Origin of the sequence: Shewanella decolorationis S12 (genome assembly GCF_000485795.1) — a bacterium.
Taxonomy (GTDB): Bacteria; Pseudomonadota; Gammaproteobacteria; order Enterobacterales; family Shewanellaceae; genus Shewanella; species Shewanella decolorationis.
In genome coordinates, this window is record NZ_AXZL01000066.1 from 102,559 (window position 1) to 126,095 (window position 23,537).

A 23,537-nucleotide genomic window follows, 5' to 3' on the forward strand; every position below is an offset into this window, starting at 1 on the left:
ATGGCTACAAAAAAAATTCTTGTTACAGGTGGTGCCGGTTTTGTTGGCAGTCATTTATGTGAACGTCTTGCTAAAGATCCCAATAATCAAGTGTATTCACTTGATAATTATTTCACCGGTTCGGAAGAAAATCACGTGCCAAATGTGTGCTATATCAAAGGTGAGACAGTTGATATTGCCAAGTTGGTAAATTTTATTCCAGATATGGTATATCACTTGGGTGAATACTCCCGTGTAGAACAAAGCTTTGACGATATCGAAACTGTGTGGCGATATAATAAAGACGGCATTTTTGCGGTATTGGAATTTGTACGTAAAGCGGGTTGTAAAATTCTTTACGCAGGCAGTAGCACCAAGTTTGGCGATGGCGGCATGGGACGTTCAGCCAGTCCGTATGCTTGGACAAAAGCCACCAATACAGAATTGGTGATGAATTACGGTAACTGGTTCAATGTACCCTATGCCATCACCTATTTTTATAATGTGTATGGTAAGCGGGAAATTGCTTCCGGAAAATATGCGACCCTCATTGCCTTATTGACTGAAAAGATGAAGCATGGTGAACCACTGACAGTGGTAAGTCCTGGCACACAAAAGCGAAATTTCACCCATATTGATGACATTATCGATGGATTAGTTCTGGTTGGTGAACAGGGCTATGGTGACGAGTTTGGTATTGGTAGCCCAGAATCTTACACTATCCTGGAAGTTGCTACATTGTTTGGCGGCGATATAGAAATGCTACCAGAACGCAAAGGCAATCGTATGACTGCTGACGTAATCAGCGATAAAACGCAAGCACTTGGTTGGTCGCCAACCCGCAGGTTAGCGGATTACGTCAATATGCTAAAAAATAATAATTGGAATAAATAATGAGTACTACAGAAATATTCGTGCCGCCACACCCACTTAACACGGCTGTACTTTTTTTGGTATTTAACCGCCTGGACACTACCAAACAGGTTTTTGAAGCGATTCGCCAAGCCAAACCACCTCGACTCTACATAGCAGCAGACGGCGCCAGAGCAACAAAAGAAGATGAAGCTGAAAAAGTACAGGCTGTGCGTGACTATGTTATAGAGAACATCGACTGGGACTGTGAAGTAAAAACACTGTTCAGAGAGAAAAACCTCGGTTGCAAATATGCTGTGAGTGGCGCGATCACCTGGTTTTTTGAAAATGAACAACAAGGTATCATTTTAGAAGATGACTGTTTGCCAAGCCAAAGTTTTTTTTGGTATTGTGAAGAGTTATTAACTAAATATAAAAATGATAATAGTGTTTATTTAATTTCAGGAGATGCGCGAGGTCCTGAGTCTTTTGGTATGAGAGAAGATTATGGTTTTTGTAAATATCCATTAATCTGGGGATGGGCGTCTTGGGCTAGAGCATGGAAAGATTATGATCCTGAAATGTCTGATTGGACAAACCAACGTGAAATATTGCCAAGTGAAATATCTAACTATAAACCCACAGTGAGATTTTGGGGAAATATTTTTGAACAAATGCATAATAAAGAAATAAATACATGGGACTATCAGTTTAGTTATTTACTTTTGAAGAATAAAGGTAAATGTATTGTGCCAAAATTAAATTTGATCACAAATGTTGGTTTTGGAGTAGATGCTACTCATACTTTTAGCACTGATTCTGAAGCAGCAAATCGAACAAGATATGAAATAAAAATACCATTAACTCATTCGTCATCTTTTGAATCAGAAATAAAGATTAATGACTTTTACGATAGAAATGTGTTTTTGTTAAAGTCATTTTTTAAACGAGTTGTTAGTAAGTCATCAAAATTAATTTTTGGTAAAATAGCTTAAAATATCTGCTGACAAGCAAAGTAGACTATAATTTTTTTTAAAGTTGTATGCTTACGTTTAGGTCAAAATTCAACTTGAGATTAAAATTATGACTCAGAAAAACTTTGCTCCAGTAGTGTTATTTGTTTATGCCCGTCCCGTTCACACCCAGTGTACTCTCGATGCGCTCGCAGCAAACCTTGAAGCGAAAGAGACTGAACTAATCATTTATGCTGATGCCGCACGCAGCGAAAAGGATGCATCTAAAGTTCAAGCTGTGCGTGATGTCATTAGTGATGTCAAAGGATTTAAAAGTGTGACTTTGCACATGCGTGAGCACAATGTAGGATTGGCACAAAATATTATCGAAGGTGTTAGCAATGTGACTCAGCAATATGGTCGAGCCATAGTGTTAGAGGACGATATTGTAACTTCCCCTGCATTTCTTGGATTTATGAATGCCGCTCTAGAAAAATATAAAACTGAGCCTAAAGTTTGGCATATCAGTGGTTGGAATTATCCGATTGAAACTGATGGATTGGGTGATGCCTTTTTTTGGCGGATGATGAATTGCTGGGGTTGGGCGACTTGGGCAGAGAGATGGCAGCATTTTAATAAAGAGCCTCTGCGCTTAATTGATAGCTGGAGTGATAAACAAAAACATTATTTTGATTTGGATGGCACTGGTGTCTTCTGGTCACAAGTTCTCGCAAATAATTAAGGGAAAATTAACACTTGGGCGATTTTTTGGTATGCAACTATCTATGAACATGGTGGATTGTGTTTAAATCCGAGTAAAAGCTATGTTGATAATATTGGACTCGACGGCAGTGGTGTACATTGTGGCAATTCGCAAACGCTTGTAACCACAGAAAATACCTTGTGCACCAAATCAAATCTAAACTGGCCGACTGAAATAGCTGAATCGAACCAAGCCGTTGAAGCCGTAAAACTTTTTTATAAGAACGAAAATAAGCCATTTATTGTGCGTGCGACTAACAAACTGGCACGCTTAGTTATCGGAAAGAATATTTTTTAATGAAAATCCTTATTGTAAACACTTCTGACATTCAAGGTGGGGCAGCACGGGCGGCGTATCGGTTGCATAAAGCGTTACTGGCTGAGGGTGTTGATAGCCAAATGTTAGTACAGTCCAAATCTTCGGATGATTTTACTGTGCATAGGCCTGAAACTAAGTTTCAAAAGGCAATGGGTAAAATTAGACCGACTTTAGATTCTTTGCCTGTTCTACGTTACAAAGACCGTACTAAAACATTATTTAGCCCTAGTTGGGTACCTTTTTCAGGTTTGGTGGAAAAAATTAACGCCCTAAATCCTGATGTGGTGCATTTGCATTGGATAGCCGGTGGAATGGTGCGGACTGAGGACCTCGCCAAGATTAACGCGCCCATAGTATGGAGTTTGCATGATAATTGGGCATTTACTGGTGGATGTCATATCATGTGGGATTGCACACGGTACATTCAGTCATGTGGTGAATGTCCTAGATTAGCAAGCAAACAAGAACAAGATTTAAGCCGTAAAGTTTGGCAGAGAAAGAATAAGACTTTTAGAAAAATCCCTAGTCTCAAAATTATCGGGCTGTCTAGCTGGTTGACGGACTGTGCACGCAAATCAAGCTTGTTTAAAGATACTGAAGTAATTTGTTTACCTAATCCAATTAATACAAAATCCTACTCACCGTTTGAACAATCTTATGCAAGAACACTGTTAAATCTCCCACTGGGAAAAAAAATAATTGCATTTGGTGCTATGAGTGCTACCAGTGATATCAACAAAGGTTTTCAATATCTATCAAACGCATTAGAATTATTGTCTACCGACTATGAGTTAGTTGTTTTTGGTTCGAGTGAACCTAAAAAGTCACAAGGCTTCAAACAAAAAGCACATTATTTAGGTCATTTACACGATGACATCAGTTTGCGTGTGCTTTATAGCGCTGCTGATGTAATGGTAGTACCGAGTTTGCAGGAAAACTTGTCGAACGCGATAATGGAGTCTCTTGCATGTGGTACACCAGTAGTTGGCTTTGCTATTGGCGGTAATGAAGATTTAATTGAACACCAAAAGACAGGTTATCTGGCTAAGCCTTTTGATATCGAAGATCTGGCACATGGGATTAACTGGATTTTAAATCATGACAATCCATCAGTACTTGCTATTGCTGCTCGCGAAAAAGTCATAGTTGAATTTGATAGTAAAGTTGTAGCGATGAAATATATTGAGCTGTATCAAACAATGTAAGTGGTGTGCCATAGTCAGGATAATGATGAGCAGACCGTTGAGATTGGAATTTTCCGGCGCCTTGTACCATATCAACGCCAGAGGCAATGAAAGAAAAGCGATTTAGCTTGATGAAGCGGATTTTGTGCTATTGCTGGTTACACTCGATGCCTTGTGTTATCTGCATAACTGAGTGATATATGCCTATTGCTTGATGAATAATTACTACCCCGGATGCTTGCAACGCTTATTGCTAAAAACAGAATTCCATAACTCATGGTACTTATGGCAAAGTTCAAGATGATGGATATGAACCCTATGGTTCATGAACTTGATGGCGAAAGTCAAAGTGAAAAACCTGACACTATGGTTTCAGTATCACTATTATGGTTTCACTAAAATAAACTTGGCTAATTATATACTGTAATATTACCAGCTTAGTCTAATATTAAGTGATAGTGCTATTATAGTTTCCTCTTGTTGGGTGGAGAGATGATTTTATTTGAATTGATTTTATTTATATTTGTAGTTTATTATATTTTCAGAAGGTTAGATAGAGCGGTTGCTAGTGGTGATTTAATTGGTTTTTTATTAAATCCAATGCTTTACTTCCTTGTTTTTGCGGTACTTTATTTGCTAGTTGCAAATATACTGGTTTATTTTGGTGCATATCAAATTTTAATAACAGGATTGCCGAGTAATGTTGATGAACTTACTGGTAGTAATTTCTATGTTTTGATATTTTTTATTGGTATTTTGTTTTGCTACATGTTAACTGCTGACTTGAAGGGGCTAAAATTCAAGCCGTTAAAGTATAATAAGTTTAATGAAAGTTGTTTTTTATTTTTGTCATTTTTTATTTTTTTGTTCTTATTTTATCTTTGCGTTAAACATGGTGGGACATTACTAGCATTAAGGGCAGATCGCGCAATAGTTTATGACTATTTTGCAAATCAGATTTATATGCCATACAAGATTGGTGTCGTTGTAAATGTATATAGTGCCTTGTTAATCATTTTGCTTTTCTCTAGAAGAAAAATCTCTAGAATAGTTGTGCTGCTTCCATTTTTATGTTTTGTTGCCTTAGATTTTATGCAGGGTGGCAGAAGCATAATAATAAGGTTGTTTATTATTATTTACCTGTGTTTTGCAATTTTAAATAATAAAACTTATTTTAAGCCAGCGATACTTTCAATTGCTGCTTTGGGGATTCTACCGGTATTAAGTAGATTTGCCGAGGGCGATGGTATTTATTCATTTTTTATAGCTTTCGGGGAGTTTATCTATACTCGTGTTACTGTAGATTATGTAATATATCACGGTTTCAATGGTGATGGCATTTACTTGGTCCTTAAATATATTTTATCTCTCTTGCCAGGAATAATTGGTAGTAGCTTAATAGGAGATGAAATGAATTATAGAGAGATGATTGCAAATATTAGTGGACTCTCCTTTGGCCTTGCAGGTAATATCGTTGCCGAAAGTATTTTTTATTGCGGTAACTTCTTCATTATAACTGCATTTTTTGTTCTGATAACGGCTAAACTTTTTTATTTGAAATTAACCATATGCAGATTGCCATTTGTTATAGGTTTGATAATATTTATCTCTAATGTGCAAAATATATACAGGACCAGCTTTTTCGAATTTGGATTGGTGATTTTTTATCTAACAATTAGCTATTTATCAATATTTACAATGTTGCTATGGAATAAAAAAATATATCATAGAGGTCATGTGTGATTAGTGTTATTACCGTTGTTTATAATGCACCATTTTGTTTAGAAAAAACGATTAACTCTTTGCTTAATCAAAATATTGACCGTAGTCTGATAGAATTTATTGTTATCGACGGTGGGTCAGGCCACGAAACTATTAATATTATAAATAATAATCGTGTTTGTATTGATTCTTGGGTGAGTGAAAATGATGCTGGTATCTACGATGCGATGAACAAAGGTATAAATTTATCTTCTGGTGAATGGGTTTATTTTTTAAATGCAGGTGATACTTTTGAAAAAAATAATGTGCTTTCGATTTTATTGGAACATATAAATAATATAACTGATGATATAAATATGGTGTATGGATCACATAAAGCGGATAGTGTTGAGCATAAACAAGAATGTTCATTACCTTTTCTTATCTCTCATATGATAAACCACCAAAGCATGATTTATCACCGTTCTTTATTCGAGCATGGTTATGATCTTCGCTATCGTTTTTGCGCTGATTATGCGCATCTGCTGTCTGTCTGGCCGTGTCTTAAACCCAAGGCTCTTGACCTCTGTATTGCTAATTTTGATACCACCGGCGTCAGCTCGCAAGCATCCAATAAAGCACGTATGTGGCAGGAGCGATTACAGGCAGTGTGGCGTTCTGATTTAAATATTACTGTAAAAATTATGTTAAGTAGCCGTGGTGTGATGGCATGGCCATACCATTACTTAAAAAATTGGCTGTTAAGGTTAACTAAATGAGTCAGTCAAAAATTGGGGTAGACTTATTTGTTGGTGTGTGCCTGACTAAAACAGATTGGCTAGCAAACGTAAAAACACTAATTCCCTCATTTCAGCACATAGTCGATGCTTGGGGGGGGGATGTTCTTGTTTTTGTTGTTTTACAAGGTAGTGAAGGCGAAAAAATATCACGGTCTGACTTACCAGATAATCTTTGTTTGTTTGAAATTGATTTTATGGGAGTGTCAAATGCGAGAAATTTATGTCTGGAACGCGCCAAGGAAATAGGTGCTGAATTTATTTTATTTCACGACGCTTCCATTTTTTGGCCAAAGAATAGTGCTGAATTTATTGCCACTAACCGCCTGGCTAATCCAAAAGTAAAAGTTAGATTTGCAGATTGCCTAATCGATGGTGGGCAGTCTATTCGAACGAGTCTACATGGACATCCAAAAAAAATAAACCCGATATATGATACATATGTCTGGTCTTATTTAATTAAGTTGTCTGACGTTCGCAGTATAAAGTTCAATGAAGCGTTTGGTCCCGGCCAAAACACTCACTTTAAAAGTGGTGAAGATGTTTTGTTTTTGTTTGATTATCTACAGGAAATAAAAAAGAGTCATGTGTTTGAGGCTGATGATTGTTATGTTTTTCATCCCAAAAGATCATTAAGTTATGATAAGCATTTAACTTATGCGACGGGACAGGGAAAAATATTTAGAGTGTTGTTAGCTAAATACCCTTCTTTTTTGCTCTATCGAGATTTTATTTTGTTTTTTGGCAATGCAGTTATGCGTTGTTTATTGTGTAAACCTAATTCCTTCCGAATTTTGAAGCATAGACTTATTGGCTTTTTTGACAGAGGTATAAATTAATGAAAGTAGCACTCATCACCGGCGTAACCGGTCAAGATGGCTCTTATTTAGCAGAGTTGTTATTAGAGAAAGGTTATGAAGTTCACGGCATTAAACGCCGTGCTTCTTCATTCAACACCGAACGCGTAGATCATATCTATCAGGATAGACATGAATCCAATCCTAATTTTTTCTTGCACTATGGCGACCTGACCGATACCTCGAATCTGGTGCGGTTGGTTCAAGAGATCCAGCCGGATGAGATTTATAACTTAGGCGCCCAGTCCCATGTAGCGGTGTCGTTCGAATCCCCCGAATACACGGCGGATGTGGATGCCATGGGTACCTTGCGCTTGCTTGAGGCTATTCGCATTTGTGGGCTGGAGAAGAAGACCCGTTTTTATCAGGCATCGACCTCTGAGCTCTATGGCCTAGTACAAGAGATTCCACAGCGTGAGACCACGCCCTTTTACCCGCGCTCGCCTTATGCAGTGGCAAAAATGTACGCCTACTGGATTGTGGTGAATTACCGCGAATCCTACGGCATGTATGCCTGTAATGGTATTTTGTTTAACCATGAGTCCCCCCGCCGCGGTGAAACCTTTGTGACCCGTAAGATCACCCGCGCCATTGCCAATATCTCCCAGGGCCTGGAGAAGTGCCTGTACCTGGGTAACATGGATGCACTGCGTGACTGGGGCCATGCCAAAGACTATGTGCGCATGCAGTGGATGATGCTGCAACAAGATGTGGCCGAAGATTTTGTGATTGCCACGGGCAAGCAAATCTCGGTACGGGAATTTGTGCGTATGTCAGCGGCTGAGCTCGGAATTACCCTAGAATTTACGGGTGAAGGCGTAGATGAAATTGCTACTGTGACCGCCATTGAGGGCGACAATGCTGCTGCGCTTAAGGTTGGCGATGTGATTGTAAAGGTTGACCCGCGTTACTTCCGCCCAGCGGAGGTTGAAACTTTGCTCGGCGACCCATCTAAAGCCAAAGCCAAATTGGGCTGGGTACCTGAAATCACGGTTGAACAAATGTGTGCTGAGATGGTGCAGAACGATTTAGATAAAGCTAAGCAACACGCCATTTTAAAAAGTCATGGCTACGATATTAGCGTATCCGTTGAGTAACGCATCCGCTAATTAACTGCTTACAATTAACCTGCTATATAAGTGACTTACTATTGCTTGATTAAGGGTTAATAACACAAAAGCTGCGGGCTAGGCTCTCAGCTTTTGTGCTTTGTACGTTTGAATCTTTATTATTTGTTTATTCTCAATTGTTCGCTTGATGGGTTTTTTATGAAAAACATATTTGTTGCTGGTCATCGTGGTATGGTCGGCTCTGCCATTGTTCGTCAATTACTTCAAAAAAGTGATGTTAATGTTGTGACCCGTGGCCGTGATGAGCTTGATTTGCTTGACCAGGTTGCAGTTCGGGATTTTTTTTCCACGCAAAAAATTGATCAAGTTTACCTTGCAGCGGCAAAAGTGGGTGGCATTATTGCCAATAATACTTACCCCGCTGAGTTTATTTACGAGAACCTCACTATCCAAAATAATATTATTCATAGTGCGCACCTCGCTGGCGTGCAGGAGTTATTGTTTTTAGGTTCATCCTGTATTTACCCAAAGCTTGCCGACCAGCCTATGACAGAAAGCGCACTGTTAACTGGTACCTTAGAGCCGACCAATGAGCCTTATGCGATTGCCAAAATTGCCGGCATTAAAATGTGTGAGTCTTACAATCGTCAATATGGCCGTAATTACCGCTCAGTAATGCCGACCAATTTATATGGTGAAAATGACAATTTCCACCCAGAAAACTCCCATGTCATTCCTGCGCTGCTGCGCCGTTTTCACGAAGCAAAGCTTAAGGGCGACCTGCAGGTGGTTGCATGGGGCTCTGGCACGCCGATGCGGGAGTTTTTACACGTTGATGATATGGCTGCAGCCTCTATTTATGTAATGAATTTAGACCAAGCGACTTATGAAGCCAATACCGAGCCTATGTTAAGTCATATCAATGTGGGAACTGGCGTCGATTGCACTATTCGTGAATTGGTCGAAACCGTTGCAAGAGTGGTGGGTTTTACCGGTGACATTGTATTCGATGCCACTAAACCCGATGGTACGCCGCGTAAGTTGATGGATGTATCACGCCTAAAATCTTTAGGTTGGCAGGCCTCGATAACCTTGGAGCAGGGATTACAGACAACCTACCAATGGTTCTTGGCTAACCAAGATAACTTTAGAAAGTAGGTCTGCATGTTTTTAGACCAACCTACCTTTTCAACGGTTATTGCAAGCACGCCTTTAGTGTCGATCGATTTAGTGGTAACCAACTCAAGTGGCCAAGTGTTACTTGGCCAGCGCTTAAATCGCCCGGCAAAAGATTACTGGTTTGTACCCGGCGGGCGAATTTTAAAAAATGAATCACTGGCCAATGCCTTTAAGCGTTTAACCCGTGATGAGCTTGGACAAGAGTTTACTATTGACCAAGCGACTTTACTCGGGCCCTTTGATCATTTTTATACTGACAATGTATTTAGTTCTGATGTTTTTGGTGATGATGAAAGCACCCATTATGTTGCTATCGCTTTTACCTTGCAGCTTGATGGCCCATTAGCCAATTTACCTCTTGCTGTGCAGCATGGCGGTTACCACTGGTTTGATGTACCTAGTTTACTGGCTGATCCTAAAGTCCATCTCCACACTAAGTGGTACTTTGATAAAACCTATACCGAGTTAATGAAGGATTGATGATGATTTTACCCGTAATCATGGCAGGAGGCTCCGGCACCCGTTTATGGCCTTTGTCGCGTGGCAATTTTCCTAAGCAGTTTTTAACGCTTTCTGGTAAAGCGAGCATGCTGCAAAACACGATTAGTCGCTTACAGGGCATTGAGCATGCACCTGTGATGCTAATTTGTAATGAAGAACATCGTTTTATTGCCGCAGAGCAGGTACGCCAGTTAGGTGTTAAACATAACGGCATTTTGTTAGAACCTGTTGGCCGTAATACTGCGCCTGCTATTGCTTTAGCGGCCTTTAAAGCGGTTGAAGCTGGACAAGACCCTTTGTTATTGGTGTTAGCGGCTGACCATGTAATCGAAGATGTTGCTGCATTTCAGCAGTCGGTTAGTCAAGCCGCTGAGTTAGCCGCTACGGGTAAGCTAGTCACTTTTGGTATTGTGGGTGATAAACCTGAAACGGGTTACGGTTATATTAAGCGTGGCGCTGCCTGTGAGCACGGTTTTGTGGTCGATTGCTTTGTTGAAAAGCCAGATTTAGCAACCGCTAAGGCGTATATTGCCAGTGGTGATTATTACTGGAATAGCGGCATGTTTTTATTTAAAGCCAGCCGTTACCTTGCCGAATTAAAAGCCTATTGCCCTGATATCTATGCTGCCTGTGAGCTTGCGATGCAGGTGCAGAATAATGACAGCGATTTTGTTCGGATTGATAAAGCGGCCTTTGAAGCCTGCCCAGATGATTCTATTGACTATGCGGTGATGGAACAGACTAAAGACGCAGTGGTAGTACCCATGGATGCGGGTTGGAGCGATGTTGGCGGTTTTGCTGCTTTGTGGGAAGTTTCAGCTAAAGATGCCGCTGGTAACGTATTCAATGGTGATGTTAAATCAGTGGATACTAAAAACACTTTAGTTTTTGGTGGCAATAAACTTATCACCACAGTAGGTGTTGAGGACTTAGTGATTGTAAACACTAAGGATGCTGTATTAGTTGCCCATAAAGATCAGTCACAACATGTTAAAGCGATTGTGGGTCAGCTTAAAGCGGAGCTGCGTAGCGAGGTCACATTCCACCGTGAGGTTTATCGCCCCTGGGGTAAGTATGACTCCATCGATAATGGCGAACGTTTTCAGGTTAAGCGTATTACCGTAAAACCGGGCGCTAAGTTATCGGTGCAAATGCACCATCACCGCGCCGAGCATTGGATTGTGGTATCCGGTACAGCCAAAGTAACCAATGGTGATAAGGATATTTTGTTAACCGAAAATCAATCGACTTATATTCCAGTAGGTGTGATACATGCGCTTGAAAACCCGGGCAAAGTTGATCTTGAATTGATTGAAGTGCAATCCGGTTCGTACTTGGGTGAAGACGATATCGTTCGTTTTGAAGATAGATACGGTAGAAGTTGATGAAAGTATCTATTATTACGGCTTGTTATAATAGCTCAGCAACTATTGTCGATACCTTAAAATCCCTAGAGCAGCAAACTTACACTAATATCGAATATATTATTGTAGATGGTGCTTCTAAAGATAATACTTTAGAGGTGATTCAAGATAATTGTACTCGGGTGGCTAAAATAATTTCTGAACCAGATCGCGGTATTTACGATGCGTTAAATAAAGGTATTGCGGCTGCTACCGGTGATATAGTCGGTTTTTTACATTCGGATGATTTGTTTGCTTCGCCACATATAGTGCAAAATATTGTCGATTGCTTTCAGCAAAACAATGTCGATGCTGTATATGGTGATCTCGAATATGTTGATAAAACGGATACCAGTAAAATAGTCAGATTGTGGCGCTCAGGTGTTTATGAAAGAAAGCAATTAGCAAATGGTTGGATGCCGCCCCATCCAACATTTTATATGAAGCGTGAACTGTATTCAAAGTTTGGATTTTTTGATTTGAATTTTAAGATAGCCGCTGATTATGACTCTATTTTGAGATATTTGTGGGTTAATAAGATTACGCTTGCTTACATTTCAAACGTGTTAATTAAAATGCGTGTTGGTGGTGCAAGCAATAGGAGTTTGAAAAATATTTATTTGAAAAGTAAAGAAGATATTTTTGCTCTGAAAAAAAATGGAGTTTTTTGGCCAAAGGCCCTGCTATTTAAGAATTTGAGTAAAATTCCACAATTTTTTATGAGATAACATGATGAAAATAACTTCGGATATTATTTCGGCATCGGGTGTTGCTTTTGGTACCAGCGGTGCAAGGGGATTGGTAACCCAGTTTACGCCCCAAGTTTGTATGGCTTTTACCCAGGCTTTTGTTGGCGTGATGAAGCAGCACTATGCATTCACTCATGTTGCTATTGCTATCGATAATCGCCCTAGCAGTGAAGCAATGGCGCAGGCATGTGCCAGCGCCTTGATTGCATTAGGTCTGCAGCCCATATACTTTGGGGTTGTGCCAACTCCAGCATTGGCTTTTGTCGCGATGCAGCAAAACATGCCTGCCATTATGGTTACGGGTAGCCATATTCCATTTGATCGTAACGGCCTTAAGTTCTATCGCCCCGATGGTGAAATCACCAAAGCCGATGAGTTAGCTATTCTCGCTGCTGACGCTGAGCTGGTTGAAGCTGAGCTTTATGAGTTACCGGCAATTTCGGATATTGCCGCTACGGCTTACATCGCCCGTTATCTTGATTTATTTAGTCCTACGATATTGGCCGGTAAACGTATCGGGATTTATGAGCATTCTAGTGCTGGGCGCGACCTTTATGCCAAGTTATTTCAAAAGCTAGGTGCAGAGGTTGTGAGTCTTGGGCGTAGCGATCAATTTGTGCCGATAGATACTGAAGCGGTAAGTTTGCATGATATTGAAATGGCACAGTGTTGGCAGAAAGAGTACAGACTCGATGCTGTTTTTTCTACGGATGGTGATGGCGATCGACCATTGTTATCTGATGAAACTGGTACTTACCTTCGTGGGGATATTTTATGTTTACTTGCTGCTCAGTTTTTAGGGATCGAGGCGCTTGCTATTCCCGTGAGTTGTAATTCTGCGGTTGAAGCTTGTGGTTCTTTTAAGCAAGTTTTTCGCACTAAAATTGGCTCTCCTTATGTGATAGAAGCTTTTGCTAGATTACTGACTCAATGCTCTCGTGTAGCCGGTTTCGAAGCAAATGGTGGTTTTTTGCTAGGGTCAGATATTGATGTAAATGGTGTGAACTTGAGTGCACTACCTACGCGTGATGCACTGCTTCCGGCCCTTGCTGTTTTAGCTATGGCTCGTAATTGTCCTATCTCACAATTAGTTGCTCAACTGCCTAATATTTTTACAGCAAGTGACCGAATACAAAATTTCGAAAGGACGCGAAGCCTTGCGCTGATTGAGCAGGGGATTGCATCACCTAAATCCTTTTTAGCAAAGTTATCTCTTGGTCAGTTTGAGGTGTTATCAGTTGACACTACTGACGGATTCAGAATGACACTGTCAAATGGCGATGTTATACATTTACGTCCTTCAGGTAATGCACCTGAATTACGTTGTTATGTAGAGTCAAAGTCAGTTGAAGCAGCCCAGTCACTTGTTGAATTAGTTTTGGCGGCTCTTATTGAAAGCAATTAGTCATTATATTGGTTATAGCTGAGTTAGGTTTGGCTGATTAATGTAAGATAATTGGGATTTGTTAGGCTGCCCTTGGACAGTTTCATAACTGTCCATTTTTATTTAGTTATCTGTTAATTTAGTGGTTTTATGTCAGCAAGCATCGCAGTTTTATTTGTTTTTTTCTTTTCTTTTATCTGTTTGTTTGTATTTCGTAAGGTTGCTCAACGTACTGGCTTAGTTGATAAACCTAATGAACGTAAGCATCACACTGGACAAATTCCCTTAGTAGGTGGGATTTCGGTTTTTGTGACTATGCTGCTTGCCTTACTGTGGTTACCTGAATTGTTGACTTTGCCATATTTGTATATGGGGTGTGCGTTGGCGCTGGTGATAGTGGGGGTCATTGATGACCGCTATGACATAAGTTTTAAGCTGCGTTTGGTGATACAAGCCTTGGTGTCAATTGCAATGATAGTGCTGGGTGAACGTAGTTTACATAATCTTGGGTATTTGATGGGGAGCGAGGCGTTACAAATACCTGAACTTGCTAGCTATGTGCTAACCGTGGTGGCGGTTATTGGTGCTATTAATGCGTTTAATATGGTCGATGGGATTGATGGCTTATTGGGTGGCTTAGCATCCGTCACCTTTGGCGGCTTGGGTTTGCTGTTTTATTGGCATGGCATGGCTAACTTTGCCTTGTTTTGTGCCCTGTTAGTCACCGCCATGTTGCCTTATATCATGCTCAATTTAGGTTTTCCGTTTGGGCGGCGTTTTAAGGTGTTTATGGGCGATGCTGGGAGTATTTTTATCGGTTTTACGGTAATTTGGTTGCTGATTGTTGCAAGCCAAGGTGAGAGAGCAACAGCGATCCGCCCTGTGACTGCGCTGTGGTTGATTGCACTACCGCTGATGGATATGGCGTGCATTATGATCCGTCGTATTCGTAAGGGCCAATCGCCATTTAAGCCGGATCGCGAGCATTTACACCATATCTGCCAACGTATAGGTTTGTCATCTTTTCAATCCTTATTGGCTATTTGTGCTGCGGCCACATTGATGGCGGGAGTTGGTATTTGGTCTGAGCTGGCTAAAGTTGATGAATATATTATGTTTTTTGCATTTTTATTGAGCTTTGCAGCGTATTTTACTGTGTTAAGTAATATTTGGCGTATTACAGCGTTTTTTAATCGTCATGTTAACTTTATGCGTTAAGTTTAGACTTTTCGAGCGGTTAAAAAATGTTGATTTACTGCTTATCTAGCAAATCGCCTCCTGCTATACTCCAGTGTCATATTTTTGAAATAGACTTTTTTTAAAGTCGTTTGGCATCAGTTGCTAGTAAAGGAAGAGAGTGATGGAATACCTCATACCGATTTTGAGTGTTTTTTGTTTAACTTGTGTTGCAATTAAAGTCTTAAATCCTATAGCTCAACGTGTTGGTTTAGTCGATTTACCCAATGAGCGAAAGCTGCATGAAGGTGCTATCCCATTGATTGGTGGGGTATCTATCTATTGCAGTGTATTACTTGTATCCAGTATTGTTATTCCGCAAAGCCAAACCTTAAACTTATATCTGATTTCTGCTGCGTTGATCCTCTTCCTTGGTGTGTTAGACGATAAGTATGATTTGTCGGTACGGATTCGAATGGCTGCGCAAGTTATCACCGCCTCTATTTTGATTTTTGGAGCTGGGTTATACCTCACTACTTTCGGCGATATATTGTACTTTTTTGAGTTTAAACTAGGCTATGCTGGTATTTTTATTACAACCATTGCGGTGATTGGTGCGATTAATGCCTTTAATATGGTAGATGGCATTGATGGGTTAGCTGGGATGCTAAGCTTGGTGACGTTTTCATCGTTAGCTTTTTTATTCTACTGGGCAGGTAATAGTTGGTTTTTAATACCTTTATTGTTTATTGGGGCAATCATTGGGTACTTACTGTTTAACCTACGCTGGCCGTTCCCTTCTTTAGATAAGATATTTATGGGAGATGCTGGCAGCATGCTGATTGGCTTAACGGTAGTTTGGTTATTGGTGTTGGGCACGCAAGCTGATAGTAATCATTTACACCAAGGGCAAGTGTTTTCCCCTGTTACTGCGTTGTATATTATCGCTATCCCGTTAATGGATATGGCGGCAATTATGTACAGAAGGGTTAAAAAAGGTATGTCGCCATTTAAACCTGATCGTGATCATTTGCATCATATTTTTGAGCGTGCGGGTTATAACCGTAAACAGACATTGATTAGGATATCGTTTGCTTCACTTTTACTTGCCGTGATTGGTGTTTGCGCAGATTTAGCTCAAGTTCCTGACTCAATTATGTTTGTTAGTTTTTTAGCTATTTTTGCTGCTTACAACTGGGCTCTCTCAAATGTATGGCAAATTTTGACTTGGTTCAGAAAAGAATAAATTTAGATTATTTATTTAAAAGCCAGCTAACTTAAGCTGGCTTTTTCTTTGGTATTTATAAGGATTTGTATGTCTAGGAAGTATTTTGGTACTGATGGTGTGCGTGGCAAGGTTGGGACATTTCCTATTACCCCCGATTTTGCGATGAAGTTAGGTTGGGCGGCTGGGACGGTACTTGCATCCACTGGTACGAAAGAAGTGTTGATTGGTAAAGATACTCGCATTAGTGGTTATATGTTGGAGTCCGCAATGGAAGCTGGTTTTTCTGCTGCTGGTGTAAATGTGGCTTTGATTGGCCCCATTCCAACGCCTGCAGTGGCGTATTTAGCTTCAACCTTTAGAGCTGACGCAGGCGTGGTGATCAGTGCTTCCCATAATCCTTTTTATGATAATGGTATTAAGTTTTTTTCAAACACAGGCACTAAGCTAAATGATGCACAAGAGCTTGAAATTGAAGCGCTATTAGAACAAGCGCTTGAGCATAATGCGCTGCAATGTGTTGCTTCTGAAAAGCTTGGCAAGGTGCGCCGCATTGATGATGCTGCTGGTCGTTATATTGAGTTTTGTAAGGGAACCTTCCCAAATCATTTAAGCTTGGCGGGATTAAAAATTGTTGTCGATAGTGCCATGGTGCAGCCTACCATATTGCACCCAATGTGTATCGCGAGTTAGGGGCTGAGGTGATTAGCATTAACGACAAACCCAACGGCGTGAACATTAACGATCATTGTGGTGCAACACATTTAGATAGCTTGCAATCTGCGGTGATGATCCATGAAGCGGATTTAGGTATTGCGCTCGATGGTGATGCCGACCGCGTCATGTTTGTTGACCATAATGGCCATGTGGTTGATGGCGATGAGATTTTGTTTATTTTGGCACAAGCGGCATATCAAAAAGGTGGGATGCAGGGCGGGGTAGTTGGTACGCTTATGTCAAACCTCGGTTTAGAACTGGCACTCAAACAAATGGATATTCCTTTCGTGCGGGCTAAGGTTGGTGACCGCTATGTGGTTGAGCAACTTAAAGAAACTGGCTGGAAACTTGGCGGTGAAGGTTCTGGACATATTTTGAGCTTACAGCATGCTTCCACAGGTGATGGTATTGTGGCTTCTTTGCAGGTACTTAAGGCCGTTTTAGAGTCGGGTAAGCGTTTGGCAGAGCTTAAAGCGGGCATGACGAAATTGCCGCAAGTGCTTATCAATGTGCGTTTAACCTCTGGCAGTGCGGATAGTATTTTGGCTAAAGACAGTGTTAAACAAGCTGTGCTAACCGCTGAGGGAGTTTTAGGAGACAAGGGGCGAGTATTATTACGCAAATCGGGTACCGAACCCTTAATTCGAGTAATGGTTGAATCTACGGACATTGCCTTGACCCAACAACAAGCTGAATTTATCGCAGAGGCAGTAAGAGCAGCGTAAAGCTGGCGCTGACGGCCTTCGGCCGCAAGTACGCTCGCCAGCTCGCTCTAGAACGCCACTACGTCGCTTTAGACTCTGGCAGCGAAGCGATCTAGCTTCTACGAGCGCCGCTTTACGGCTACGGAATGTGCGAGCGTTTCGTAATCCGTCAGCGATATGTTCGGCTTTTCGAAGCCCACCCTATTTTTTGTTGTATACTTGCTGGCTTTTTTGCTTTCTGGCCTTTGCTTGCAGAGATAGGTGATATGCGAATTCTTGTTACGGGTGGTGCGGGTTTTATTGGATCGGCTTTGGTCCGTATGTTGATTGAGCAAACGGAGTCAGTGGTGCTCAACTTCGATAAGCTGACCTATGCGAGCCATCCTGAATCTCTGGCGGGTGTTGCTGATAGTGAGCGCTATCATTTTGTGCGGGCAGATATTTGCGATAGGGCAAGGTTAGAGCAGGTGTTGCAGCAATTCCAACCCGATCTTGTGATGCATTTAGCAGCCGAAAGCCATGTGGACCGTTCAATAGATGGGCCCGCGGAGTTTATTCAAACCAATATCGTGGGAACTTACACATTGCTCGAGGCATGCCGTAGTTATTATCAAACTTTAGGGCAAGCACAACAGCGCCGTTTTCGATTGCACCATATTTCCACCGATGAGGTTTTTGGTTCTCTGACCGAAACTGGATTGTTTAGCGAAACCTCTGCTTATGATCCGAGCTCTCCTTATTCGGCAAGTAAAGCTTCAGCGGATCTTTTGGTTCGTGCTTGGCATCGAACCTATGCTTTACCAATAGTGATTACCAACTGCTCCAATAACTATGGCCCTTTTCAATACCCTGAAAAGCTCATTCCCTTAATGGTCATCAATGCGTTGCAGAGTAAACCGTTACCAATTTATGGTAATGGTCAGCAAGTTCGCGATTGGTTGTATGTGGATGATCACGTTAAGGCGCTCTATTTAGTCGCGACTCAAGGCCAGCTTGGACAAACCTATAATATTGGTGGCTCCTGCGAGCAAACTAATTTGACGGTTGTGCGGCACATTTGCGCCTTATTAGAGGAGTTAGTGCCTACTCATCCGCAATCTCTTGCAATGGGTAATGCGGGTTTTGCTGATTTAATTCAGTATGTAGTTGACCGGCCTGGCCATGATGTGCGCTACGCCATTGATGCCAGTAAAATTCAACGTGAATTAGGTTGGAGAGCGCAAGAGTCTTTTGAGTCAGGCCTCAGAAAAACGGTCGAGTGGATCATTAACCAGCAATATCTTAAAACGAGCGACTAGTACTCTTACTCGCGCAAGCGCGCCCTAGAACAGCACTATGCGGCTCTAGAATCTAGGGCGTTGCTTCGCAACTGTTTAGGCGGTCTAAGCCTCTGGAACGCCACTTGGTAGCTCTAGAATTTATAACCTTTTATGCATTCTATAACTATGCGCAGCACCTGAGTTTGTTTATGGTTTAATGGATGCTGGTTGTCTGCTTTGGTCTGCTTAATTACAGATTGACCGTTGTTTGAACAGTTTGCTTCTGGAGCTGCAGCTTCTAATCGCGGTATTTCTGAAGGCTGCACTTGTAAATCCTGGCCTCGTAAGTATTGCACCATATCATAATGCTTAAGTTGAATAATTTTTCCTTGATAAACTAAGTTCAGCGGTTCAAGGCACAATAACCATTGTTGTGGCTCGTTATTGTGTGGCTTGTTTGGTCGATGGACATTATCTTCATGACAGGTTTTGGAGGGCTCAAGGCTGAACGAGCCATTTAATTCCAGCCGTTCAATATACGCGCGATACTTGCTGCGTTTGGTCATCACATTAAAGTCGATAATTTGCTTATCTAAGAGCTGGCTTTCGATCTGAGTTTCGCCGCTAAAACAAAATGCAGGTTGACTTGGGCGCAGTATGAGTTCGCTCGATTTAGCTCCATTTTCAGATATCATCAGCTTTACGCCTTCGCCCTCCAGTATACAAAGTTGTCTATCTATGCCGTGGAAGAGTGAGAAGGGGCCGTTACTCGAAATGGTGGCGATGCTGAACCTAAAATCAAAGTTGCTGAGGTCTGCCCCCTTTGGCCATATCAGCAGTTGTTTAGTGCTGCCGCCGCCATTTTTCCATAAGCTCGATTCGCATTCTTCATAACGGATAATCTGGATAGTAGAGTTCACGTGTTGATTACTCTTTTTAATTCTGAGGATAGTCGATGCGAGGATCTAAGACGCTGACAAGCTTGCTTTAGAATCTAGAATCTCAGTGTTTTAGCGGGGGAGAATACTCAGCATCTCCCTGCTAAAACGCTGCAATGACCTCTTCTACATCCCTTTCTTTTTCAAAATATAATTTTCAGCTAATTCGCCGTTAATCCTATTGCCATCCGTGTCTAACATAAAAAGTTGGTTTTCACCGACGAGGTATTTACTGCCATCGGATAAGGTAATCTTTGAGCCATTGGTATCCCAGTCAAATTTCCCTACCACTTTAAAGATAGTTTCGTCTTTACCCAAATAAATGCTTTTCAATTCAAAGCTGTTATCAACCTGTAGTGTTAGCGTGGTTTTAATACCTTCGCAGCTTGCGCAGGGTATAACGCCTTCATACTCACCAGGCCAATCGAGCGCATTTTGGCTGGTATCGCCTAGTGGAATGGTAGTTTTAGCTTCTGAGTTTTGTGTGATTGAGCTGTGAGGAGTTGTGTATTGTGGGTCGCTACAGGCCGTGACCATGACTGCGAGTAAGGCGATAATAAAAAGTGGATGTTTCATATTCATCTCAACCGTTTGATTTGTAACCTTGGGGATCATAACTGTCATCATCATTTGCGCCAAGCATATTTATTAATGGAGCTTTGCATCTCACGAAGCTTTTTGCACCTAAAATAAGGGATAGCGGAGGAGATAAATTGGTATCGTGTGATGATCATTTTCTACTATCCCAATGTCTATCTTGGATTACTAGGCGCTAGCCTGAGTATTCTTGCTAGTGAGTTTGCAGATTGAATCTATACTAAAGACTACTACTTAAGAGTGAGTTTTTGATTTTATTGCCTGATTTCAATCTCAGACAATAGCTGCTGAGGTATATCATCGTTATGACGCGCATGTTAGATAGGATTTTATTTGATGTAAGTCGTTCCTCCACTATTGATGGTGGAGATTTAGTTGAGGCATCACAATTAATTGTTTCTTCTGTTTGCCAAGGTCTCAAAATCAGTCGAGCTGGTATTTGGTTATGGGCTGACGATCACCAAAGTATGCGTTGCTTTTACCTGCTGGATAATATGCAAAGACAGGAAGCTTTTGTTTTAACGCGTGAGCAATACCCCCATTATTTCAGCCTATTAGATAATGAAAGGGCGATAGTGGCTAATCAGGCTCAAACTGATAGAGCGACCCATGAGTTTGTAAAGGCTTACTTAGTGCCTCATGGCATTACCTCGATGTTAGATAGCCCTATACGCCATCGTGGCAAGATGGTGGGCATTATTTGCTCTGAACATCAAGGTGAACCAAGAGAATGGACTCGTGATGAAAAAGCTTTTGCCTCTGCTTTGGCTGATTTATTTGGCCGAGCAATGAGTGCAAAGGAGATTTTAGATTATCAGCTGCAATTACAGGCGATTAATACTGATTTAGAGGCTCAAGTCGCGCGCCGCACCGAAGAGTTAGAAACGGCATTATCCGATTTGCGTTCAACTCAGCACCATTTGATTGAGAATGAGAAAATGGCGGCGTTAGGAAGCTTAGTCGCAGGGGTTGCCCATGAGGTCAATACGCCTTTGGGGATTGCGGTTACGTCAGTGACCCATTGCTTAGATGAAGTTGCCTTGTTAAAAGCTGCATTTGAACAAAATGAACTGGATGAAGATAAATTTTTAACCTTTATTAATACCATGCAAGATGGTTTAGGGTTGATAGAACGCAATCTGACTCGCGCTGCCGAGCTGGTGCATAACTTTAAGCGAACGGCCGCAGATCAGTCTGTACTCGAGCGTGAACGATTTAATTTGAAGACTTATATTTTTCAGATTTTTAGTTCATTAAGACCATTGATGCGCAAAAAAAATATCGCCTTAGTCGTTGAACTTGATGACGATATTTCGATTGATTCTTATCCTGGTGCCATTGCACAAATTTTTACTAATCTCGTTGCCAATAGCTTTCGCCATGGTTTTCCTGACAATTTTGCTGGTGATAAGCAAATTACTATCCGAGTTGAACTGCAAGGCTCGAACATTTGCATGAGTTATCAAGATAATGGTGTCGGTATGACGGATGAGGTCAAACTAAAAGCCTTTGAACCTTTTTTTACCACCGCCCGTAAAAATGGCGGTACTGGCTTAGGCATGTCCATTATCTATAATTTGGTTACCCAAAAGCTCCATGGCAGCATTATGCTGACCTCTTCGCCTAATCAAGGTGTAAAAGTCGAGATTCAACTTCCTGAAAAATAATGCAGCACCTAGCACCTAGCACCTAGAATCTCGAAGTTGCATAGCGATGTTCTACTTTTTCTCGTAAGCCATCGGCAGCGATTAGGTTGTATTTATATGCTACAATCTGCGTCTTGATTCAATTCATTAATCCTTGATATATCAATGAGAAAAGGCATTCTATTGGCGGGTGGTACAGGATCTCGCCTTTATCCTATGACGCAGGTTGTGTGTAAGCAATTATTGCCTATCTACGATAAGCCAATGATCTATTACCCTTTAGTGACTCTGATGCAGACGGGTATAAGAGATATTTTGATTATTTGTACTCCTTATGATTTGCCACTTTTTAAGGCATTACTGGGAGATGGGCGATGTTGGGGGATCCGGCTTGAATATGCTGTGCAGCCTTCACCAAGGGGATTAGCTGAGGCCCTTATCATTGCAGCCCCCTTTCTTGCTGGCCACTCCTGTGCGTTAATACTCGGCGATAACCTATTTTATGGACAGCAACTTAGCACCAATCTACGCAATGCAACTCAATTAGACGTTGGTGCCACCGTATTTGGTTATCATGTCGCGAATCCTAATGCTTATGGCGTCGTTGAGTTTGATTCCCATGGCAAAGCTATTTCTATCGAAGAGAAGCCGACCGCAGCTCGATCTTCCTATGCTATTCCTGGTTTATATTTCTTTGATCACAAAGCGAGCCAGTTGGCTAAAAACGTTGTTCCCTCTGCACGAGGCGAATTAGAAATTGTCGATGTAATTAACCAGTATCTTCAACTTGGGGAGTTGCAGGTTGAAATTATGGGGCGCGGCACTGCTTGGCTCGATACGGGAACGCCGGATGCGATGGCTGAAGCAACACAATTTATTGCTGCCATAGAGAAACGCCAAGGGTTGAAAGTGAACTGCCCTGAAGAAGTGGCATTCCAGTTTGGTTGGATAGATGCTGTGCAACTTACCGCTTTAGCACAACCTTTAATTAAAAGTGGCTATGGTGAATATCTCTTAGGTTTACTAAATAAACAGGTATTTAATGAAGTGCATTGAAACCGAGCTTGCTGAAGTATTGGTGTTCGAGCCTCAATTATTTGGTGATGAACGCGGTTTTTTTATGGAAACCTTTCGGCAAAGCTACTTTACTGATTGCTTACGTAGTCGCGGATTTGAAGCTCCAGCGTTAGTGCAAGATAACTATAGTCGCTCGCAGCAGCATGTTTTGCGTGGGTTGCATTATCAACTCCAGCATCCGCAGGGCAAATTAGTACGCGTATGTGCTGGCAGTATTTTTGACGTTGCCGTTGATATTCGTACGCAATCTGTGACTTATGGAAAATGGGTTGGCAGGATACTTTCTGCCGATAATCATTTACAAATGTGGATCCCGCCTGGGTTTGCCCATGGATTTTATGTGTTGAGCGAATTCGCAGATGTGTTGTATCGCTGCACTGATTATTACGCGCCAGACGATGAATATGTGTTGCCTTGGAATTGTGCTAAGTTTGCAATCGACTGGCCGCTGTTAGATGAAACGCCCATTCTTTCTGCAAGGGATGCAAAAGCCGCCGTTAACGTCTAA

At 41.4% G+C, this 23,537-nt stretch carries 21 protein-coding genes and 1 pseudogene; 20 read left to right on the plus strand and 2 right to left on the minus strand.

What is annotated here, in order from left to right:
- The 17 genes and pseudogenes from SHD_RS10915 to rfbB all read left to right on the plus strand — a co-directional run bounded on the left by SHD_RS10915 (position 1) and on the right by rfbB (position 18,810).
- Entirely contained in the window at positions 1-873 is an 873-nt protein-coding gene (locus SHD_RS10915; RefSeq protein ID WP_023267165.1) for an NAD-dependent epimerase/dehydratase family protein, read from the plus strand.
- Positions 873-1,826: a hypothetical protein gene (locus tag SHD_RS10920; protein WP_023267166.1), complete on the plus strand. Its 954-nt coding sequence runs from the start codon at positions 873-875 to the stop codon at positions 1,824-1,826. The genes SHD_RS10915 and SHD_RS10920 overlap by 1 nt, the downstream gene beginning before the upstream one ends.
- Before the next feature lie 88 nt (positions 1,827-1,914).
- The gene (locus tag SHD_RS10925) at positions 1,915-2,526 is read left to right on the plus strand and encodes a glycosyltransferase (protein ID WP_023267167.1); all 612 of its coding nucleotides are present in this window, start codon (positions 1,915-1,917) and stop codon (positions 2,524-2,526) included.
- Positions 2,527-2,843: 317 nt separating this feature from the next.
- Positions 2,844-4,070, plus strand: coding sequence for a glycosyltransferase family 4 protein (locus tag SHD_RS10930; RefSeq protein WP_023267169.1), 1,227 nt, complete (start codon positions 2,844-2,846; stop codon positions 4,068-4,070).
- A gap of 471 nt (positions 4,071-4,541) precedes the next feature.
- On the plus strand, positions 4,542-5,792 hold the full coding sequence (locus tag SHD_RS10935; RefSeq protein ID WP_023267170.1) for a hypothetical protein: 1,251 nt from the start codon (positions 4,542-4,544) through the stop codon (positions 5,790-5,792).
- Positions 5,789-6,529: a glycosyltransferase family 2 protein gene (locus SHD_RS10940; RefSeq protein WP_023267171.1), complete on the plus strand. Its 741-nt coding sequence runs from the start codon at positions 5,789-5,791 to the stop codon at positions 6,527-6,529. The genes SHD_RS10935 and SHD_RS10940 overlap by 4 nt, the downstream gene beginning before the upstream one ends.
- On the plus strand, positions 6,526-7,386 hold the full coding sequence (locus SHD_RS10945; protein WP_023267172.1) for a hypothetical protein: 861 nt from the start codon (positions 6,526-6,528) through the stop codon (positions 7,384-7,386). The genes SHD_RS10940 and SHD_RS10945 overlap by 4 nt, the downstream gene beginning before the upstream one ends.
- Positions 7,386-8,501 (plus strand): GDP-mannose 4,6-dehydratase, encoded by a 1,116-nt coding sequence (gene gmd, locus SHD_RS10950; RefSeq protein WP_023267173.1) that lies wholly within the window; start codon positions 7,386-7,388, stop codon positions 8,499-8,501. Before SHD_RS10945 ends, gmd begins: the two co-directional genes overlap by 1 nt.
- A 171-nt stretch (positions 8,502-8,672) precedes the next feature.
- Positions 8,673-9,632, plus strand: coding sequence for a GDP-L-fucose synthase (gene fcl, locus SHD_RS10955; protein WP_023267174.1), 960 nt, complete (start codon positions 8,673-8,675; stop codon positions 9,630-9,632).
- Positions 9,633-9,638: 6 nt separating this feature from the next.
- The gene (locus SHD_RS10960) at positions 9,639-10,133 is read left to right on the plus strand and encodes a GDP-mannose mannosyl hydrolase (RefSeq protein WP_023267175.1); all 495 of its coding nucleotides are present in this window, start codon (positions 9,639-9,641) and stop codon (positions 10,131-10,133) included.
- A gap of 2 nt (positions 10,134-10,135) precedes the next feature.
- Entirely contained in the window at positions 10,136-11,539 is a 1,404-nt protein-coding gene (locus SHD_RS10965) for a mannose-1-phosphate guanylyltransferase/mannose-6-phosphate isomerase (RefSeq protein ID WP_039978137.1), read from the plus strand.
- Positions 11,539-12,285 (plus strand): glycosyltransferase family 2 protein, encoded by a 747-nt coding sequence (locus tag SHD_RS10970; RefSeq protein ID WP_023267177.1) that lies wholly within the window; start codon positions 11,539-11,541, stop codon positions 12,283-12,285. Before SHD_RS10965 ends, SHD_RS10970 begins: the two co-directional genes overlap by 1 nt.
- Position 12,286: 1 nt before the next feature.
- Positions 12,287-13,711 carry a phosphomannomutase gene (locus tag SHD_RS10975; RefSeq protein WP_023267178.1) on the plus strand — a complete coding sequence of 475 codons (1,425 nt, stop codon included), beginning with the start codon at positions 12,287-12,289 and terminating at the stop codon, positions 13,709-13,711.
- A gap of 129 nt (positions 13,712-13,840) precedes the next feature.
- Positions 13,841-14,908, plus strand: coding sequence for a UDP-N-acetylglucosamine--undecaprenyl-phosphate N-acetylglucosaminephosphotransferase (gene wecA, locus SHD_RS10980; protein ID WP_023267179.1), 1,068 nt, complete (start codon positions 13,841-13,843; stop codon positions 14,906-14,908).
- Between the two features lie 142 nt (positions 14,909-15,050).
- The gene (wecA, locus tag SHD_RS10985) at positions 15,051-16,112 is read left to right on the plus strand and encodes a UDP-N-acetylglucosamine--undecaprenyl-phosphate N-acetylglucosaminephosphotransferase (protein ID WP_023267180.1); all 1,062 of its coding nucleotides are present in this window, start codon (positions 15,051-15,053) and stop codon (positions 16,110-16,112) included.
- 69 nt (positions 16,113-16,181) lie between these two features.
- Positions 16,182-17,533 (plus strand): annotated as a pseudogene (gene glmM, locus SHD_RS10990) (phosphoglucosamine mutase).
- Between the two features lie 245 nt (positions 17,534-17,778).
- Positions 17,779-18,810: a dTDP-glucose 4,6-dehydratase gene (gene rfbB, locus SHD_RS10995; protein ID WP_039978139.1), complete on the plus strand. Its 1,032-nt coding sequence runs from the start codon at positions 17,779-17,781 to the stop codon at positions 18,808-18,810.
- A gap of 113 nt (positions 18,811-18,923) precedes the next feature.
- On the opposite strand, the gene SHD_RS11000 is transcribed toward rfbB, so the two are convergent.
- Positions 18,924-19,691 carry a HutD/Ves family protein gene (locus SHD_RS11000; protein ID WP_023267184.1) on the minus strand — a complete coding sequence of 256 codons (768 nt, stop codon included), beginning with the start codon at positions 19,689-19,691 and terminating at the stop codon, positions 18,924-18,926.
- 144 nt (positions 19,692-19,835) lie between these two features.
- Complete coding sequence (locus tag SHD_RS11005; RefSeq protein ID WP_039978164.1) at positions 19,836-20,285, minus strand: copper resistance protein NlpE; 450 nt, start codon at positions 20,283-20,285, stop codon at positions 19,836-19,838.
- A 326-nt stretch (positions 20,286-20,611) separates the two neighbouring features.
- On the opposite strand from SHD_RS11005, the gene SHD_RS11010 reads away from it, so the two are divergent.
- From SHD_RS11010 to rfbC, 3 genes are all read left to right on the plus strand, one after another.
- A complete protein-coding gene (locus tag SHD_RS11010; protein WP_039978141.1) occupies positions 20,612-21,973 on the plus strand; it encodes a sensor histidine kinase in 1,362 nt (453 codons plus the stop codon).
- A 144-nt stretch (positions 21,974-22,117) separates the two neighbouring features.
- Positions 22,118-23,008, plus strand: a complete 891-nt coding sequence (gene rfbA / locus SHD_RS11015) for a glucose-1-phosphate thymidylyltransferase RfbA (RefSeq protein ID WP_023267187.1) — start codon at positions 22,118-22,120, stop codon at positions 23,006-23,008.
- Positions 22,995-23,537: a dTDP-4-dehydrorhamnose 3,5-epimerase gene (gene rfbC, locus SHD_RS11020; protein ID WP_023267188.1), complete on the plus strand. Its 543-nt coding sequence runs from the start codon at positions 22,995-22,997 to the stop codon at positions 23,535-23,537. The genes rfbA and rfbC overlap by 14 nt, the downstream gene beginning before the upstream one ends.

What these genes read in the sequence shown, in the direction of transcription:
- SHD_RS10915 (WP_023267165.1), top strand. Translation starts at nt 1, where the DNA reads ATGGCTACAAAAAAAATTCTTGTTACAGGTGGTGCCGGTTTTGTTGGC.
- SHD_RS10920 (WP_023267166.1), top strand. Translation starts at nt 873, where the DNA reads ATGAGTACTACAGAAATATTCGTGCCGCCACACCCACTTAACACGGCT.
- SHD_RS10925 (WP_023267167.1), top strand. Translation starts at nt 1,915, where the DNA reads ATGACTCAGAAAAACTTTGCTCCAGTAGTGTTATTTGTTTATGCCCGT.
- SHD_RS10930 (WP_023267169.1), top strand. Translation starts at nt 2,844, where the DNA reads ATGAAAATCCTTATTGTAAACACTTCTGACATTCAAGGTGGGGCAGCA.
- SHD_RS10935 (WP_023267170.1), top strand. Translation starts at nt 4,542, where the DNA reads ATGATTTTATTTGAATTGATTTTATTTATATTTGTAGTTTATTATATT.
- SHD_RS10945 (WP_023267172.1), top strand. Translation starts at nt 6,526, where the DNA reads ATGAGTCAGTCAAAAATTGGGGTAGACTTATTTGTTGGTGTGTGCCTG.
- gmd (WP_023267173.1), top strand. Translation starts at nt 7,386, where the DNA reads ATGAAAGTAGCACTCATCACCGGCGTAACCGGTCAAGATGGCTCTTAT.
- fcl (WP_023267174.1), top strand. Translation starts at nt 8,673, where the DNA reads ATGAAAAACATATTTGTTGCTGGTCATCGTGGTATGGTCGGCTCTGCC.
- SHD_RS10960 (WP_023267175.1), top strand. Translation starts at nt 9,639, where the DNA reads ATGTTTTTAGACCAACCTACCTTTTCAACGGTTATTGCAAGCACGCCT.
- SHD_RS10965 (WP_039978137.1), top strand. Translation starts at nt 10,136, where the DNA reads ATGATTTTACCCGTAATCATGGCAGGAGGCTCCGGCACCCGTTTATGG.
- SHD_RS10970 (WP_023267177.1), top strand. Translation starts at nt 11,539, where the DNA reads ATGAAAGTATCTATTATTACGGCTTGTTATAATAGCTCAGCAACTATT.
- SHD_RS10975 (WP_023267178.1), top strand. Translation starts at nt 12,287, where the DNA reads ATGATGAAAATAACTTCGGATATTATTTCGGCATCGGGTGTTGCTTTT.
- wecA (WP_023267179.1), top strand. Translation starts at nt 13,841, where the DNA reads ATGTCAGCAAGCATCGCAGTTTTATTTGTTTTTTTCTTTTCTTTTATC.
- wecA (WP_023267180.1), top strand. Translation starts at nt 15,051, where the DNA reads ATGGAATACCTCATACCGATTTTGAGTGTTTTTTGTTTAACTTGTGTT.
- rfbB (WP_039978139.1), top strand. Translation starts at nt 17,779, where the DNA reads ATGCGAATTCTTGTTACGGGTGGTGCGGGTTTTATTGGATCGGCTTTG.
- SHD_RS11005 (WP_039978164.1), bottom strand. Translation starts at nt 20,285, where the DNA reads ATGAAACATCCACTTTTTATTATCGCCTTACTCGCAGTCATGGTCACG.
- SHD_RS11010 (WP_039978141.1), top strand. Translation starts at nt 20,612, where the DNA reads ATGACGCGCATGTTAGATAGGATTTTATTTGATGTAAGTCGTTCCTCC.
- rfbA (WP_023267187.1), top strand. Translation starts at nt 22,118, where the DNA reads ATGAGAAAAGGCATTCTATTGGCGGGTGGTACAGGATCTCGCCTTTAT.
- rfbC (WP_023267188.1), top strand. Translation starts at nt 22,995, where the DNA reads ATGAAGTGCATTGAAACCGAGCTTGCTGAAGTATTGGTGTTCGAGCCT.